A 15561-nucleotide genomic window follows, 5' to 3' on the forward strand; every position below is an offset into this window, starting at 1 on the left:
TCGCCGACCTTGTCGCGCTCACGGCACACGAATGTCAACGTCGCGCGTCTCTCCAAGATCACGCATGCGCGAGCACGGCGCCTTCCGGCTGCATCTCGCCGCGCTCGATGACGAGCGTGCGATCGGCAAACTGCGTCAGCAATTCCGGGTTGGATTCCGTGATCACCAGCGTGATCGTCGGGTCTGTATCGCGCAGGCGGCGGAGCGCCTCGGCGTAACGGTTCGCCAACACCGGTGCGAGACCTTGGAAGGGTTCGTCGAGCAGAACAAGCTTCGTGCCGAGCATCAGCGCGCGGCCGAGCGCGACCATCTTACCCTGCCCGCCCGACACCGAACCGGCCGGACGCGGACCAAGTTCTTTCAGCTCCGGCAGAATGCTGTAGGCGCGGTCGAGCCGTCGCGCGATCTCGGCTTCGCCGAGCTTCGCGACCCGGCCCGGCAGCGCGACATTTTCCGCCACTGTGAAGGCCGAAAACAAACGCCGATCCTCCGGCGCATAGCCGATGCCGAGCAGCGGCCGCTTGTGCGGCGCGACCTCCATGAGGTCCTTGCCTTCAAAAGCGATGCCTCCGGTCGCCTGTGTAAAACCCATCACGGTGCGCAGCGTCGTCGTTTTGCCCGCGCCATTGCGGCCGATGAGCGCGATCGTCTCGCCCGCATTCAGCGTGAAGTTGATCGCCCGCAGGATCGGGATCTTGGCGATCGAGACATCGACGTTTTCGAAGCGCAACATGTTATCGCCCCGTCACGGTGCGGATCACATCCGCGTCTTTGAGAACTTCGGCGGTCGGGCCGATCTTCTGAATGCGCCCGCCGCTCCACACGGCGACACGATCAGCGAAGCGCGTGACGACATCCATGTCGTGCTCGACAAAGACCGACGTCACTTTCTGTTCGGCGAGCGCCGCCGCGAGGACGTCCATGATCTGAAACTTCTCGGCCGACGCGACGCCGGACGTCGGCTCGTCCATCAGCAGAAGGCGCGGTTTGAGCGCCAGCGCGACCGCGATGTCGACGAGCTTGCGAAAACCTTCCGGCAACTCCGCCGCGCGGCGGTTCTGCGCATGCGCGCAGCCGACGAGCTCCAGCAGCTTCACCATTTCGCCGCGCTCCGGAATGCCGGCGAGTGGCGACAGCGGCGCCCATCTGCGTTCGCGCGACGCCGCCGCGATCAGCATGCATTCGATCACCGAATGTTCGGCGAAGAGCTGGGGGATCTGAAACGCGCGCGCTATGCCGAGCCGCGTGATCTCGCGCGGCGGCTGCGCCGTGATCTCGTGCCCCTCGAACGAAACGGTGCCGCCTTGCGGCCTAAGATACCCCGTGCAGATATTGAGGAACGTCGTCTTGCCGGCGCCGTTCGGTCCGATGATCGCGAGGCGCTCGCCGCGCATGATGTCGAGGTCGATGCCGTCGGCCGCAACGACGCCGCCGAACCGGATTTGCAAACCTCTCGCTTGCAGCAGGACTTCGGACATCAGCTATCCTTTGCCTGCTGGGCGCGCCGGAACAGCCCGACGAGGCCGTTCGGTGCGAAGAGAATGATGACGATCAGCACGACACCGAGGATGAGCTGCCACGTATTCTCGAGATACGCCGACGCGTAGACGCGCACAAGTTCGAACACCGCCGCGCCCGCAAACGCTCCGAGCGCATGGCCTGAGCCGCCGAGGATCGCGATGAAGACGAACTCGCCGGATTTCGTCCAGAAGGCAAATTCCGGCGTCGCGATCTGCTGTGCTACTGCGACCAGCACACCGCCGATGCCGCCGAGGACGGCCGAGACGACATAGCCGAACAGCAGCACACGCTGCGGCGACACACCGAGATATTCGAGCCGCGTTTCGTTCGATTTGATCGCGCGAAGCATGTTGCCGAGCGGCGAGTCGAGATACCGCTGCACCAAAATCGTCGCGACGAAGGCCAGGAACAGCGTCATGTAGAACAGGACGAGTTCGGAATTCTGCGGCGAGAACGTCTGACCGAGCAGCGTCGGCCGCGCGACGCGAATGCCGTCCGCGCCGTTGGTGTAATGGAACATCTTTTCCAAGAGCGACCACAGCACCATCGAAAAGGCGAGATTGAGCATCCCGAAGAAGATCTCGCGGTAGCGTACGACGAACAAGCCGACGACGAGGCCGAAGATTCCCGACAGCAGCGTCCCAAGCACGAGAAACGACAGCAGCTCGCCACTGCCCATCCAGCGGCCGAGGAACGCCGCCGCGTAAGCGCCGACGCCGAAGAACATCGCGTGGCCGAACGAGACTTGGCCTGCCTGCAGCAACACGACGATGCCGAGCACCGCGATGCCCTTGGCGAGGATGAGCGTCAGCAGCGTCGTCGAATTTGGGGCGACGAACTGAACCGCCGCCGCAGCGGCGGCAAGCCCCAGCATGAGAATGAGCGAAGACCCGCGCATCAGATCTTCCTCACGCGATTGACGCCGAACAGGCCTTGCGGCCGGATCAGCAGCACCAGAACCATGATGAGATACGGCACCAGCACTTCGAACTCAGGATACGTATAAATCGCAAACGCGCGCGCGAGGCCGATCATCAGTGCCGCGACGGCGGTGCCTTCGATCTGGCCGAGGCCGGCCGTCGCCGCCACCGCGAAAGAGAGCACGATCATCTCGGTGCCCATGCCGGGCAGCAACGATGTCGTCGGCGACGCCAGCGCGCCGCCGAGTGCCGCCAGCGATGCGCCGACGATGAACGTGATGAGGAACACGCGCTTCGCGTCGATGCCGATTGCCGTCGCGGCTTCACGATCTTCCGTCACGGCGAGGATCACGGCGCCCGAGAGCGTATACCGCAGGAAGTAACGCAGGCCCGCTAGCGCCAGCAGCGCGACAGCCGGCAACAGGATCACTTGATACGACGTGTAATTCACGCCGAAGATTTCGACATTCGGCAACAGCGTCAGCGGCACCGCCATCGAGATCGGCTGCACGCCCCAGATCAAACGCTGCACGTTGTCCATGATCATGAACACCGCGAACGTGATGAGAAGCTGCAGCACTTCCTCACGGCCATAGACGGGCCGCAGCAGGAAATACTCCATCGCGCCGCCGATCAGCACGCCGACGAGGATCGAGGCGACGATGAGCGCCGGATAGGTCAGCCACGGCGAGATACCACTCACCGCGAGCGCGAGGCTCGCCGCGACATAAGCTCCGTAAGCATAAAGGGAACCATGCGCGACGTTGACGATCCGCAGCACGCCGAAGATCAAACTGAGGCCGACCGAGACAAGGAACACCAGCGCCGCATAAGCGACACCGTCCATCGCGGCCAATATGATGATTGTGGAATCCATTCCCGAAATTCGACTTTCTGAGAGGACGTATCGTTCGGATGTCATCCCGGACGGCGTTAGACTGCGCAAAGCGCAGCGAAGCCGATCCGGGATCCATGTTTCCCTGCGTCAACGACGATGAACACCGGGGTACTTGGGTCCCGGCTCGCACGTCTTGCGGTGCTCGCAAGAGCGAGCCGCAATCCGCTTGGCCGGGATGACAGCCGCGATGTTTATTGACCGTGTTTGTAGGTCTTCGCTTCCATCTTCACGAAGTCGGGCTTCAGCGTCTTCACCCAATCGATCGTCTTCTGGCCGGCCGGCGTCGCGACTTTCTCGGCGTCGAACACCATGATGTTGTCGAGCACCTTGAAATCGTATTCCGGCACTTGCTTCGTCGTGCCGACGATCTGTGCCTCGAGGCCCTGGCCGTCTTCTTCGCGGATTTTGATCGGGCGGCCGAAATCCTTGAACTCAAGACCCGACATCGCGTCGACGACCTGCTCGCGCGACGGCCAGTTGCCGTTGTTCGCCTTGATTGCCTTGTCGTAAGCGGCCTTGAGCGCCGTGAAGGCTTGGCTCATGTGGAACGCCGGATATATCGGAAATGCGCCGGTCTTGTCCTTGAACGCCTGCACGTAAGCTTTGAACGAAGGCTCGTTCTTGAATTCCGGGTGCAGGAAATAGTGGTCGCCGCGGGCACCGACGATCACGCCTTCCGGCAGATCCTTGCCGAGACGCTGGATCGACGACTCGCCGATCGCGAGCACGAATGTCGACTGCTTGAGCAATCCGCGCTGACCCGACTGGCGCACGAAGGTGTCGAGATCACCTCCCCACGACGTCGTGATCACGACGTCGGGACGCAGCGCGAGCAGACGCGAGACTTCGGTCGAATAATCCGGCGCGCCGAACTTCGGGAAGAACTCCGCGACCCACTTTGCGTCAGGCTTCAGAACTTTGAGCGCATTCGAAATGATGTCGTGGCTCTCGCGGCCCCACGCATAGTCTTGCGCGACGAACGCGACGGTCTTGAAGTCCGGCTTCACCTTCAGGAGATACGTGATGACGGCCATCATCTCGGCCGCGCCGTTCGCCTGCGTGCGGAAATTGTAGCGGTGCTTCTTGTTTTCGAGGATCGAGTAAGCGCCGCAGTCCCACATGAAGTTCATGATTTTGAGATCTTCGGCGAGCGGAACGAGCTGCGTGCAGCTGCCGCTCGAAATCGACGCGAAGGTCACGTCAACTTTCTCGTCCGTCACCAGACGGCGATAGTTCGACACCAGCGCTTCCCCGCCCGCGCCTTCGTCGATGAAGGAGAGCTTCACCGGCACGCCGCCGATGCCGCCCTTCTTGTTGAGCTCTTCGGCGAGCAATTCGGCTGCCGCCTTCGCGGGCACGCCGAACACGGACGCCGGTCCGGACAGGAATGTCGTGATGCCGATTTTCAGTTCGGCCGGCTTCTGCTGCGCAGATGCCGCGCCGGTGACGGCGAGGGACAATCCCACGGCCGCGATCAAACTCCGCACGAAGCTCATTGTCGTTCTTCTCCCTAGGCGACTTATTATTTTGTGCGCCTAGATTGGCCGAGAGAACCCGCAAGATCAACAGTGGCGAAATGTCCGCCTGCCGGAAAACTCGTCATCGAAGCCACCGCATTTGTAGCCTGGATGAAGCGAGGCAGCGCGCTTCTCGCGCGCGCGCCGAACGAAATCCAGGGACGTGGACGGAAGTGCGGCTGTCGCTGTCCCGGATTTCGCGCGCGGCTTCGCCGCCCGCTTCATCCGGGCTACAAAGAGAAGACGTGGATGGCCCGGACAAGCCGGGCCATGACGGAGAGTAAGGCGCGAGGACTAGCCAGAAGCTTTCGAAAGTTTCTTGGCGACATGCGAACGCGCTGTCGGCCGCGTCGCGGCTCGCTTCGGCAACCTCAGCGGCCAGCCGACGATGCGGTCTTCCCACGTCGCGGTGTCGATCTCGTCTTCCGAGCCCGCGACTTTGCCGCGCACCGAGACGCCGGCTTGATGCACGGTCTCGGGATCGCCGGAGACGAGCGGATGCCACCAGTAAAGATCGCGTCCTTCGGCGACGAGACGATAGGCGCAGCTCGGCGGCAACCAGCCGATCTCGCCGACCACATCCGGCGTCAGCCGCACGCAATCGGAGACGAGTTTGGTCCGGCCCGGATAATTCTTGCAGCGGCAACTCTGCGCGTCGAGCAGGCGGCAACCGATATCCGTGAAATAGATATCTGGGTTCGGCGTTTCGCCGGAGACCACCGGCTCGTCATCGAGGTCTTCCTCGATCTTGACGAGGCAGCAGCGGCCACAGCCGTCGCACAGGCTTTCCCATTCGGCCTGCGACAGCTCGTGCAACGTCTTCGTGCGCCAAAAAGGTTCGTCCGCCATGAGCGCTATCTAACGCTCATGGCGGCGTTATGCGAGCCGCAAAATCAGTTCGGCGATATCGATAGGCAGAGATACTTCATCTCGACATAGTCATCGATGCCGTATTTCGAGCCTTCGCGGCCTTGGCCCGATTGCTTGATGCCGCCGAACGGCGCAACTTCGGTCGAGATCAGCCCCGTATTGATGCCGACCATGCCGTATTCCAACGCCTCGGCGACGCGGAAGATCTTCGACATATCGCGCGCGTAGAAATAAGACGCGAGGCCGAATTCTGTGTTGTTGGCCATCTCGATCACCTCCGCTTCGGTCTCGAAGCGGAACAGCGGCGCCACCGGGCCGAACGTCTCCTCGCGCGCCACCTTCATGTCGCGCGTCACGCCCGTCAGCACCGTCGGCTGGAAGAACAAGCCGCCGCGCGCATCGCGCTTGCCGCCGAGCGCGATCTTCGCGCCCTTCTCGACCGCATCGCCGATATGCTCCTCGACCTTCGCGAGCGCATTCGCGTCGATCAGCGGCCCCGCCGTCACGCCCTCTTCGAAGCCGTCGCCGACTTTCATCGCCGCGACCTTCTTGGCCAGCTTCTCGGCGAACTGATCGTAGACGCCGGACTGCACGTAGAGCCGGTTGGCGCAGACGCAGGTCTGGCCGTTGTTGCGATATTTCGAGATCATCGCGCCTTCAACGGCCGCGTCGATATCCGCATCGTCGAACACGATGAACGGCGCGTTGCCGCCGAGCTCGAGGCCGAGCTTCATGATCTGATCTGCGCCCTGCTTCATCAGGATGCGGCCGACTTCGGTCGAGCCCGTGAAGGTCAGTTTGCGCACCTTCTCGTTCTCGGTGAACTCCTTGCCGATATCCGACGACGTCTTCGACAGGATGACGTTGAAGATGCCGGCCGGCAGACCCGCGCGCTCCGCGATCACCGCGAGCGCGACGACGGAGAGCGGCGTTTCCTTCGCGGGCTTCGACACCATCGCGCAGCCCGCCGCCAGCGCAGGCGCGAACTTGCGCGCCAACATCGCGTTCGGGAAATTCCACGGCGTGATCGCACCGACAACGCCGACCGGCTGGCGGATCACGATGATGCGCTTGTCCGGCTGATGACCCGGAATGGTGTCGCCGTAAACGCGCTTCGCCTCTTCGCCGAACCACTCGACATACGACGCGCCGTACAAAATCTCACCCTTCGCTTCGGCGAACGGCTTGCCCATCTCGGTCGTCAGGATCGTCGCAAGATCGTCCGCATTCGCGACCATGAGATCGTAGATCTTGCGCAGGATCGCCGCGCGCTCCTTGCCGGTTTTCGCCGCCCACGCCTTCTGCGCCGTGTAGGCAAAATCGATCGCTCGCGCCGTCTCGGCGCGGCCGAGATCCGGCAGCGACGCGATAACGTCGCCGGTCGACGGGTTGGTCACGTCGAAGCTTTTGCCGCTGTCGCTCTTCGCGACCCATTCGCCGCCGACATACGCCTTGGCGACCACCAGCGACGGGTCTTTGAGTTTGCCCAGCAGCTTGTCCGAAATGCTCATCATCAAACTCCTTGTGCGCAATCGCGCAGCGTCTCTTCGAGGATATCGAGCGCTTCCCCGAAGACTTTGTCTTCGATCGTCAGCGGCGCGAGGAACCGCACCACGTTGCCGTACACGCCGCAAGTGAGAAGGATCAGCCCCTTCTCCAGCGCCTTTTCGCGCACGCCGTTGGTGAACGCCGCGTCGGGCGCTCCGGTTTCGGGATTATTGAACTCCACCGCAATCATAAATCCGAGGCCGCGAATATCCGCGATCTGCGGCGCGACATTCGTCAGCGTTTTCAGCCGCTGCTTCAGACGCACGCCGAGCTCCTCGGCGCGCGCGCAAAGTCCTTCTTCCTCGATCAGGTCGAGCACAGCATTGCCGGCCGCGATCCCGATCGGGTTGCCGCCATACGTACCGCCGAGACCGCCGGGATTTGGCGCATCCATGACATCTGCGCGGCCCGTCACGGCCGCGATCGGGAAACCGCCGCCGAGACCTTTCGCCATCGTCGTGATGTCGGCCGCAACGCCGAAATGCTCCATCGCGAACAGCTTGCCGGTGCGGGCGAAACCGGTCTGCACCTCGTCGGCGATCAGCAGAATGCCGTGCTGGTCCGCGACTTCGCGCAGCTTGCGCATGAAGGCCAGCGGCACGTCGTAGAAGCCGCCCTCGCCCTGCACCGGCTCAACGATGAAGGCCGCAACGCGCGAAGGATCGACATCGGCCTTGAACAGTTTGTCGAGTGCAGCGAACGCGTCATCGTCCGACGTGCCGTGCAGCGCGACCGGGAACGGCAGATGGAATACGTCCGGCATCATCGCGCCGAACCCGGCTTTGTAAGGCTGCACCTTGCCGGTCAGCGTCATGCCCATGAAGGTGCGGCCGTGGAACGCGCCCGAAAACGCGATGACGGCAGAACGCTTCGTCGCCGCGCGCGCGATCTTGATCGCATTCTCGACAGCTTCCGCGCCGGTCGTCACGAACACGGTCTTCTTCGGAAAATCGCCCGGCACGGCTTTGTTCAGGCGCTCGGCGAGTTCGACGTAATTCGCATACGGCACGACCTGGTGGCAGGTGTGCGTGAATTGATCGAGCTGCGCCTTCACGGCCTCGATAACCTTGGGATGCCGATGGCCCGTGTTCACGACCGCGATGCCCGCCGCGAAATCGATGTAGCGGCGGCCCTCGACGTCCCACAGCTCGGCATTTTGAGCTTTCGCGGCGAAAATCTGCGTGGTCACTCCGACGCCGCGCGAGATTGCTTCCGCGCGCCTAGTGGCTAATTCGTTGTTGAGCATGGGTTTTCTCCGATGAAAAGGCTTTGACCAAACGCGTCGATGAATTAAACATATTTCTTACATTTTTTCTGCAGACTTACAAGATGCCTATCGGGCCGGGAATCTCGTAGGAGGGTGATCGAGAGAGATCGCGTCGCGATGACAGACACGCAGTTCAAAATCGCCGAAGCCGCCAAGATGGCCGGGGTGTCCGCTTCGACCCTCCGCCTGTGGGAGCAGCAGGGTTTGGTCGAGCCGATCCGCACCGTGTCGGGCCAACGGCTTTACGATGCGCCGCTAATCGCGCGGCTGAAGACGATCGCGTGGCTCCGCAGCGAAAAAGGTCTCAACCCGGCCGCCATCCGCGAAAATCTGAGCGAGAACCGCGAAGCGCCCCCGAGCGCCCCCGTTTCGCCCGACGTCGCGATGGGCGCTCGCGTTCGCCACCTGCGCCGGAGCAAGGGGACAACGCTCGAAGCCGCGGCGGTCGCGACCGGCGTCCCCGTCTCTGCCCTTTCGACATTCGAGCGTACTTCGCAGGGGCTTTCGCTCACCTCGCTGCACGCCGTCGCGCGGTTCCTCGATACGACAATCGCGGCCCTGAGCGGCAACGAGAACCCGAGCGATGGCGAATCCGTTGTCCGCAAAGACGCGTGGCAGAGCTGGCCGCCTACTTCTTCGGGCGTAACGATCCAGACCTTGGCCGACGGCAACCGGCAGATGGAGTGCCATCGCTTCGTCCTTGCCCGCGGCGCGTCCAGCGAAGGCGCCTACCAGCACGCCGGCGAGGAGTTTCTCCACGTCCTCTCCGGCAGCATGGAAATCGTTCTCGACGGCGACCGCTTCTTTAATCTGGGATCGGGCGATAGCTTCTATTTCGAAAGCTCGAAATCGCATGCGTGGCGCAATACCGCCGACGGCGAGACCGTGCTGTTGTGGATCAACACCCCCGCGACCTTCTGACCATTTTCCTAGCCATATCCTTCGGCGCTGGTCATCCCGGTCGAGCGACGCGCTCGAGGCGCGAGGGCCGGGATGACCACGGAGGTTGCCGGGCCCGCGAAAACACATTCACTACAGCCTACGGTAGTAATGGCCTGATCGTGCCCGTTCGGCTAAAAGAGTGAACGGGCCGTAAACCGGCAGGTGACAAAACGGGCGGATCGGGCGAGATATCGCCTTGTTCCTACGGCTTAGTTTGCCCAAGGCAATGTGAGAAGAGTTCGGTGAATACACCGTCGTGGAAAGAGAAGATCGGGCGATTTTTCCTCGACCTCGACGCGCGCGTCGATTCTCTCGTGTTCCAATCCGGCCGCGGCCTCGGCGAGAGCTATGAGCGCTTCTCGATTTTCATGGATCGCTTCCATGTCGCGGGCTTCAAGCGCTTCCTCACCGAAGGCTTTTCGGAAGCCGCAACGTTGGGCACCGTCGGCCTCCTCGTCCTGCTCACGCTCGCCGGCCCCGCCTTCCGCGAAACGTCCGACGAAGACTGGCTGAAGAAATCCGAACTCGCGGTCACATTCCTGGATCGCTACGGCAACGAAGTGGGCTCGCGCGGAATACGGCATAACGATTCCGTGCCGCTCGAAGAATTTCCCGATCATCTGATCAAGGCCGTGCTCGCGACCGAGGACCGCCGCTTCTACGAACATTTCGGCATCGACATTGCGGGCACCGCGCGCGCCTTCACGGCGAATGCGCGCGCCGGCGGCGTCGTGCAAGGCGGCTCGTCTATCACACAGCAGCTTGCAAAAAATCTCTTCCTCTCCAACGAGCGCACGATCGAGCGCAAAGTGAAGGAAGCATTCCTCGCGCTGTGGCTCGAGACCCGCCTCACCAAGAACCAGATTCTCAAACTCTATCTCGACCGCGCCTACATGGGCGGCGGCACTTTCGGCGTCGATGCCGCCGCGCAGTATTACTTCGGTAAGTCCGCGCGCGAAGTGAGTCTCGCCGAAGCCGCGATGCTCGCCGGTCTCTTCAAAGCGCCGACGCGTTTTGCGCCACACGTGAACTTGCCGGCAGCGCGCGCCCGCGCCTCCGTCGTGCTCGACAATCTCGTCGAAGCCGGCTTCATGACGGAAGGCCAAGTCTTCGGCGCACGCCGTGGTCCCGCAACGGCAGTCGATCGCCGCGACGAACGTTCCCCGAATTACTATCTCGACTGGGCCTTCGACGAGATGAAGAAGCTCGTCGACACTTTCCCGAAATCGATCATCGAACGCGTCTTCGTTGTCCGCACCGGCCTCGACGTGAACCTGCAGCGTGAAGCCGAAAACGCGGTCGAGAACTCGCTGCGCCAATACGGCCGCGAATACGGCGCGCGCCAAGCCGCTACCGTGCTGATGGATATCGACGGCACGGTGCGCGCGATGGTCGGCGGCCGTGATTACGGCTCAAGCCAGTTCAACCGCGCGACCGACGCGCTGCGTCAGCCGGGATCGTCGTTTAAGCCCTACGTCTACGCGGCTGCGTTCGAAGCCGGCATGAAGCCGACGCAGATCGTGCGCGACGAACCGATCTGCCTCGGCAACTGGTGCCCGCAGAACTACGGCCGTTCGTTCGCCGGCGCCGTCACGTTGACGCAAGCACTGGTGCGTTCGATCAACACCATTCCGGTTCGCCTCTCCGTCATGATCGGCGATACAGGTAGCGACATCGGCCGTGCGAAGTCGGGCCGCGCGAAGATCATCAAGCTCGCGCAGCGCATGGGCCTGCGCACGCCGCTTCCGGATTCCTCATCGCTACCGATCGGCGCCGCCGAAGTCACCGTGCTCGATCACACCGCCGCCTACACGGCCTTCCCGAACGGCGGCAAGGCCGCCGCCGCGCATGCGGTGCTCGAAGTCCGCAACGGCCTCGGCGAAGTCGTCTGGAGCTTTGCGAAAAACGGCAAGCGGCCCGAGCAAGTGATCAAGCAGCAGGTCGCGTCCGACATCAACGCGATCCTCAACAAAGCCGTCGAAGAAGGCACCGGCAAGCGCTCGATCCTCGACAGCGGCATCAAGTCGGCCGGCAAGACCGGCACGACCAACGGTTATCGCGACGCCTGGTTTGTCGGCTACACGGGCAATTACGTCTGCGCCGTCTGGTTCGGCAACGACGACTACAGCCCGACCAACCGCATGACCGGCGGCTCGCTGCCCGCGATGACGTGGAAGCAGATCGTCGGCTACGCGCATCAGGGTGTCGAGGCAAAGCAATTGCTCGGAGTCACCGGCTCCAACCCGCCGGTCGTCGCGCAAGCGCCGGCCGAAACCGATCAGCCACAGTCGGTCCGCCCGGCCGTTCTCTCGCGCCGCGCGATCGATGTCCTGCAGCGCGTCGAGCGCCGCATCGACGAGGCCATGAAGACGACCGCCAACGACGCCGCCTCCATGCTGCCGTCCGAGAAGCCGGCACTTGCCGCCTCGACCGGCAGCAGGCAATGAATGTCCTGATCGTCGATAGATTCGACAGCATCACGGGATAGCGGCGTGCGGTTGCTCGCAAGCGTCATACTGGCTTTCACGCTGGCAACCTTCGCGGGGCTCGGCGCGACCTGGTACGCGACAACGCGCGGCGTCAGCTTCGGCACGATCGCGCTCGGCGCATGGGCCGCACATCCGAAATCCGGAACGCAGGATATCGATCCCTACGCGCGCGCCGCCATCGCGCGCAGCGGCGAACTTCCGCTCGGCTCCGGCGATGGCGTGTCGTTCATGGCGAAATCGTCCGACGATGGCCGCAGGCTCGACGGCCGATGCGACGTCACCGTCTCGGGTTCGACACCGCTGGCGCGTTACTGGACGCTCACCGTGCATGACGCGCGCGGGCAAGTGATCGCCAATCTTCTCGGCCGCTACGGTTATACGAGCGCGGAGATCGGCCGCGCCGCCGACGGCCGCTTCGACATCGTGATTGCGCCGCGCGCCCGCGCCGGCAATTGGATCCCGAGCGGCGAGGCCAACGAATATGTGCTCGTGCTGCGCCTCTACGACACGCCCGTCGGACTTTCGACCCGCAACCAACTTGAAATGCCGTCGATCAAGATCGGAGGCTGCGCATGAGGCGCATCGCCTTCCTGTTGATCGCGGGTCTGATCCTCGGCGGCATCGTGCATGTCGCGACCATCCTCGCCCTCCCCGCCACCGCAACACGCAACGCCTTCGCGCGCATCGCGGCGATCACGGTGCCCAACAAAGTCGCGTTGCTGCCGCAGCCGGTGCCTGGCGAGACGATGCTGCCCTACGTCGATCCGGCTTTCGCGACCGCCGTCTGCCGCTTCGATCTCGCACGCGGCCCGCTGAAAGTCCGCATGCCGATCACGGCCGCCTACGGCTCGCTGACCTTTTACAAAAACGACGGCACCGCCTTCTACGCGATCAACGATCGCGCGGCCGGTCGCCGTTTGGTCGAGCTGGATTTGATGACCGCCGAGCAGCGCAGCGCGCTTGAACTCGACGAAGACGAAACCGCGGCCGATCGTCTGATCGTGCAGTCGGTGGCCCCAACAGGGCTGATCGTGATGCGGGCGCTCGCCCCGGAGCCGAGCGCGTTGCCGATCGTGCGCGGCGCGCTCAGCGCGGCCGAATGCACGCAGCAACCCGCCAACTAATCGTCAGCGCCGTCCGTGACCGCTCGGCGTGCGCGCCGAAATTTCGTTCGGCCGCTCGACGCGGATGACCGGAAGTATCGTGACCGAAGCTTGCCCCAACGCACCGATGGCGGATGTCGCCGTAGACGCGACGCGCCTGTCGTTCGGGAACTTGATGATCGTGCCCATGATGCCCTCGCGGCGGGGGACAGCACGTTGTTACGACGAGATACGCTGAACCCGCCTGAACACCAGTTGGCGCCCGATGCGGTTAACGAGTCGTTACCGATTTCACGTTGATTGCAGGCGTGACTTTTCGGTCGCACAGGCGCCCGTCCCCGCAGGGTTAAGCCGACGCTAACCGGATACGGATAATTTGAGCGATATGGACACTACCGCTCATTCCGAGGTCGCGAAAATGCCAGGCGCCTACGCCAATCTTGATGGCTTGGTCCGTCTTTCCCAGCGTCAAGGCATCGATATCCGCCGGCCGCTGCTGCGCGTCTTGACCGACCTCTACGTCCAGGAGCCGCACCACACGCGCGAGCAGGAACAGCAATTCGTCGAACTGGCGCAGCGTCTGCTGCCGGACGTCGATCCGTCGACGCGCGTCGCCATCGCGCGCAAGCTCCTCGCCTATTCAAATGCCCCGGCGCAGATCCTCAACGCAATCGCCGATCTCGAACCCGAAGTGCGCGCGCTGGTCGCCGCCGTAAAGCCGCAGCAGACAGAGCCAGTCGTCCACACGACGCTGGCCGAAGAAGCGCGCAGCACCCCGATTGCCGTCGTTGCCGCCGCGATCGAAGAATCGCAGCCGCGCACGCTCGGCGAAACCTTCCTGCGCGCCAACGCCGAAACGCGCACCACGATGCTCTACGAGCACACCGAAGACGCGACGATCATCATTCCGGGCCGCGCCGGTGTGGCGCAGCGCCTCGAGAGCGCAGCTCTCCGTCGCAATCAGGAAGAGATGGTCCGCGAGCTGCGCCGAGCGCTGGAGATTTCCAACCGTACCGCCTGGCGCATCATCCAAGACGAGTCCGGCGAGCCGCTGCTGATCGCCGGCAAAGCCCTCGGCATGTCGCTCGACGCAATCACCCGCGTCCTTCTCTTCGTCAATCCGAGTGTCGGCGAGTCGATCGAGCGTGTCTTCTCGCTCGCCTCGATCTACTCGAAGACGTCGCAAGGCGCCGGCATCACCGTGCTACAAAGCTGGCGCGAAGAAGCCGCCGCCCGTCCGCGTGTCCGCTTCCAGTCGATCACGGCAAGCGACGGTGCTGCCGATACTCGCACGACCGCGCACGAGCAGCGCACGACGGTCGCGGATCACGCCGCAGTCGGCAAACGCATCAACGAGTGATCTCGTCGTCGAGGAAATTCCGGCCCTGCCGGTCCTCGACTTCGACAATCCAGATATCCGGGTCGTAGCGCAGCTGCTTGGCGAGGTACTCCTCGGCATCCGCACTGTCGACAGTCACGGTCTTCATTGACGGTACGAACAGGCGGTCGGTCGGCTTCGCGTCGTCGAACGACGTCTGCGGCGCCGGACCGAAGAGATCGGACGTGCCGTCGAGCCGGTCGACCTTGATGAAGATTGCACCCGCCTCCTCCGCGCCACGCTTGCGCATCACGGCAAACGAGCCCGCGACTTCGCAACGGCGCAGATAAGCGGCAACCCAGATCGACGATTTAAGGCGCATTGAGAATCCCTTTTGGCGCTCTTCGAGCGCTGAGCGGGACTTTACTCGAACGAGCGGCCGGTGACAGCCGCGAGTTCCTTCAGCACGCGCTCGGAGATGCGGCCGGTCGGCGTTAGTTTGCGATCGCGCTCGAATTTCTCGACCGCGGCGCGCGTTGCTTCACCGAACACGCCGGTCGGCGGCACCGGGCCGTAGCCGAAGTCTGTGAGCGCGCGTTGCACCGCGACGATGCGTTTCGTGCTGTTCTCGGCATTCGCGCTCTTGGCCTTCGCGGGCGCGCGTTGCAGTGCCTTGAGCAGCGCCTCATTCGCTTCGCCGGTCACGCGCAGCCGAGCGGATTGCTCGAAGGCGCGGATCGCCGCTTCCATCTTCGGACCCATAACGCCGTCGACGGTGCCGTCGTAGAAACCGCGGCGCGCCAGTTCCTTCTGAATTTCGGTGAGCAGCTGAACGCGCGTGCGCATCACCGGCTCTTTCGTGTTCGGCGAGACGGCAGCAACCTGCGGCTCGTTCGGCGCAACACTGCCCGTGGTCACGGCCTTCGGCTGAACCGGAGCAGTCGCAGCCTGCGGCTTCGGAACCGGCATCGGCACAGGCTTTGCGATCGGCGCCGGATGCGGGCTTGCCTGTAGCGCCACCGCGTTGACGACGATCGTCGTGACAACGCCGAGTGCGACGACGAGTGCGAGAGAATCCACCGGCCGCCGCGCAATCTTGCGCCACAGCGCACCGCCCATTTCGCCGAAGCGGCTCATGAGCCCGTCATTCTCGATGGGTGCGGATAAA

16 protein-coding genes are annotated in these 15561 nt (G+C 63.3%); 5 read left to right on the forward strand and 11 right to left on the reverse strand.

What is annotated here, in order from left to right:
* Positions 1-58 precede the first annotated feature (58 nt).
* The 8 genes from GJW30_RS18955 to GJW30_RS18990 form a co-directional block, all read right to left on the reverse strand.
* Positions 59-733: an ABC transporter ATP-binding protein gene (locus GJW30_RS18955; RefSeq protein WP_096357968.1), complete on the reverse strand. Its 675-nt coding sequence runs from the start codon at positions 731-733 to the stop codon at positions 59-61.
* Position 734: 1 nt separating this feature from the next.
* Complete coding sequence (locus GJW30_RS18960) at positions 735-1478, reverse strand: ABC transporter ATP-binding protein (RefSeq protein WP_096357969.1); 744 nt, start codon at positions 1476-1478, stop codon at positions 735-737.
* Positions 1478-2419 (reverse strand): branched-chain amino acid ABC transporter permease, encoded by a 942-nt coding sequence (locus tag GJW30_RS18965; protein WP_096357970.1) that lies wholly within the window; start codon positions 2417-2419, stop codon positions 1478-1480. Before GJW30_RS18965 ends, GJW30_RS18960 begins: the two co-directional genes overlap by 1 nt.
* A complete protein-coding gene (locus tag GJW30_RS18970; protein WP_096357971.1) occupies positions 2419-3318 on the reverse strand; it encodes a branched-chain amino acid ABC transporter permease in 900 nt (299 codons plus the stop codon). The genes GJW30_RS18965 and GJW30_RS18970 overlap by 1 nt, the downstream gene beginning before the upstream one ends.
* A 212-nt stretch (positions 3319-3530) precedes the next feature.
* Complete coding sequence (locus GJW30_RS18975; protein WP_096357972.1) at positions 3531-4835, reverse strand: ABC transporter substrate-binding protein; 1305 nt, start codon at positions 4833-4835, stop codon at positions 3531-3533.
* 315 nt (positions 4836-5150) lie between these two features.
* Positions 5151-5705 (reverse strand): YcgN family cysteine cluster protein, encoded by a 555-nt coding sequence (locus tag GJW30_RS18980; RefSeq protein ID WP_096357973.1) that lies wholly within the window; start codon positions 5703-5705, stop codon positions 5151-5153.
* Positions 5706-5749: 44 nt separating this feature from the next.
* The gene (locus GJW30_RS18985) at positions 5750-7237 is read right to left on the reverse strand and encodes an NAD-dependent succinate-semialdehyde dehydrogenase (protein ID WP_096358927.1); all 1488 of its coding nucleotides are present in this window, start codon (positions 7235-7237) and stop codon (positions 5750-5752) included.
* A gap of 2 nt (positions 7238-7239) precedes the next feature.
* Positions 7240-8520: a 4-aminobutyrate--2-oxoglutarate transaminase gene (locus GJW30_RS18990; RefSeq protein ID WP_096357974.1), complete on the reverse strand. Its 1281-nt coding sequence runs from the start codon at positions 8518-8520 to the stop codon at positions 7240-7242.
* Between the two features lie 138 nt (positions 8521-8658).
* Between GJW30_RS18990 and GJW30_RS18995 the strand changes: the two genes are divergently transcribed.
* The 4 genes from GJW30_RS18995 (at position 8659) to GJW30_RS19010 (ending at position 13096) form a co-directional block, all read left to right on the forward strand.
* A complete protein-coding gene (locus tag GJW30_RS18995; protein ID WP_096357975.1) occupies positions 8659-9462 on the forward strand; it encodes a MerR family transcriptional regulator in 804 nt (267 codons plus the stop codon).
* A gap of 263 nt (positions 9463-9725) precedes the next feature.
* Positions 9726-11930, forward strand: a complete 2205-nt coding sequence (locus GJW30_RS19000) for a transglycosylase domain-containing protein (protein ID WP_096357976.1) — start codon at positions 9726-9728, stop codon at positions 11928-11930.
* Positions 11931-11975: 45 nt separating this feature from the next.
* Positions 11976-12548: a DUF1214 domain-containing protein gene (locus tag GJW30_RS19005; RefSeq protein WP_096357977.1), complete on the forward strand. Its 573-nt coding sequence runs from the start codon at positions 11976-11978 to the stop codon at positions 12546-12548.
* Positions 12545-13096, forward strand: a complete 552-nt coding sequence (locus GJW30_RS19010) for a DUF1254 domain-containing protein (protein ID WP_096357978.1) — start codon at positions 12545-12547, stop codon at positions 13094-13096. The genes GJW30_RS19005 and GJW30_RS19010 overlap by 4 nt, the downstream gene beginning before the upstream one ends.
* 3 nt (positions 13097-13099) lie before the next feature.
* Here the strand turns inward: GJW30_RS19010 and GJW30_RS22770 are convergent, their stop codons facing one another.
* The gene (locus tag GJW30_RS22770; RefSeq protein WP_157746790.1) at positions 13100-13264 is read right to left on the reverse strand and encodes a hypothetical protein; all 165 of its coding nucleotides are present in this window, start codon (positions 13262-13264) and stop codon (positions 13100-13102) included.
* Between the two features lie 196 nt (positions 13265-13460).
* On the opposite strand from GJW30_RS22770, the gene GJW30_RS19015 reads away from it, so the two are divergent.
* Positions 13461-14435, forward strand: a complete 975-nt coding sequence (locus GJW30_RS19015) for a hypothetical protein (RefSeq protein ID WP_096357979.1) — start codon at positions 13461-13463, stop codon at positions 14433-14435.
* Here the strand turns inward: GJW30_RS19015 and GJW30_RS19020 are convergent.
* Both GJW30_RS19020 and GJW30_RS23025 read right to left on the reverse strand, forming a co-directional pair.
* Positions 14425-14775, reverse strand: a complete 351-nt coding sequence (locus tag GJW30_RS19020; RefSeq protein WP_096357980.1) for a DUF1491 family protein — start codon at positions 14773-14775, stop codon at positions 14425-14427. The genes GJW30_RS19015 and GJW30_RS19020 overlap by 11 nt on opposite strands.
* A gap of 41 nt (positions 14776-14816) precedes the next feature.
* Positions 14817-15530, reverse strand: a complete 714-nt coding sequence (locus GJW30_RS23025) for a peptidoglycan-binding domain-containing protein (RefSeq protein ID WP_245408560.1) — start codon at positions 15528-15530, stop codon at positions 14817-14819.
* Positions 15531-15561: the final 31 nt, after the last annotated feature.

The organism is Variibacter gotjawalensis (genome assembly GCF_002355335.1).
Taxonomy (GTDB): Bacteria; Pseudomonadota; Alphaproteobacteria; order Rhizobiales; family Xanthobacteraceae; genus Variibacter; species Variibacter gotjawalensis.

Bases quoted from the DNA above. Each gene is read 5' to 3' on its own strand.
- GJW30_RS18970 (WP_096357971.1), bottom strand. From the start codon at position 3,318: ATGGATTCCACAATCATCATATTGGCCGCGATGGACGGTGTCGCTTAT.
- GJW30_RS19010 (WP_096357978.1), top strand. From the start codon at position 12,545: ATGAGGCGCATCGCCTTCCTGTTGATCGCGGGTCTGATCCTCGGCGGC.
- GJW30_RS18955 (WP_096357968.1), bottom strand. From the start codon at position 733: ATGTTGCGCTTCGAAAACGTCGATGTCTCGATCGCCAAGATCCCGATC.
- GJW30_RS19020 (WP_096357980.1), bottom strand. From the start codon at position 14,775: ATGCGCCTTAAATCGTCGATCTGGGTTGCCGCTTATCTGCGCCGTTGC.
- GJW30_RS18965 (WP_096357970.1), bottom strand. From the start codon at position 2,419: ATGCGCGGGTCTTCGCTCATTCTCATGCTGGGGCTTGCCGCCGCTGCG.
- GJW30_RS19015 (WP_096357979.1), top strand. From the start codon at position 13,461: ATGGACACTACCGCTCATTCCGAGGTCGCGAAAATGCCAGGCGCCTAC.
- GJW30_RS18960 (WP_096357969.1), bottom strand. From the start codon at position 1,478: ATGTCCGAAGTCCTGCTGCAAGCGAGAGGTTTGCAAATCCGGTTCGGC.
- GJW30_RS18985 (WP_096358927.1), bottom strand. From the start codon at position 7,237: ATGAGCATTTCGGACAAGCTGCTGGGCAAACTCAAAGACCCGTCGCTG.
- GJW30_RS18990 (WP_096357974.1), bottom strand. From the start codon at position 8,520: ATGCTCAACAACGAATTAGCCACTAGGCGCGCGGAAGCAATCTCGCGC.
- GJW30_RS18995 (WP_096357975.1), top strand. From the start codon at position 8,659: ATGACAGACACGCAGTTCAAAATCGCCGAAGCCGCCAAGATGGCCGGG.
- GJW30_RS18975 (WP_096357972.1), bottom strand. From the start codon at position 4,835: ATGAGCTTCGTGCGGAGTTTGATCGCGGCCGTGGGATTGTCCCTCGCC.
- GJW30_RS22770 (WP_157746790.1), bottom strand. From the start codon at position 13,264: ATGGGCACGATCATCAAGTTCCCGAACGACAGGCGCGTCGCGTCTACG.
- GJW30_RS23025 (WP_245408560.1), bottom strand. From the start codon at position 15,530: ATGAGCCGCTTCGGCGAAATGGGCGGTGCGCTGTGGCGCAAGATTGCG.
- GJW30_RS18980 (WP_096357973.1), bottom strand. From the start codon at position 5,705: ATGGCGGACGAACCTTTTTGGCGCACGAAGACGTTGCACGAGCTGTCG.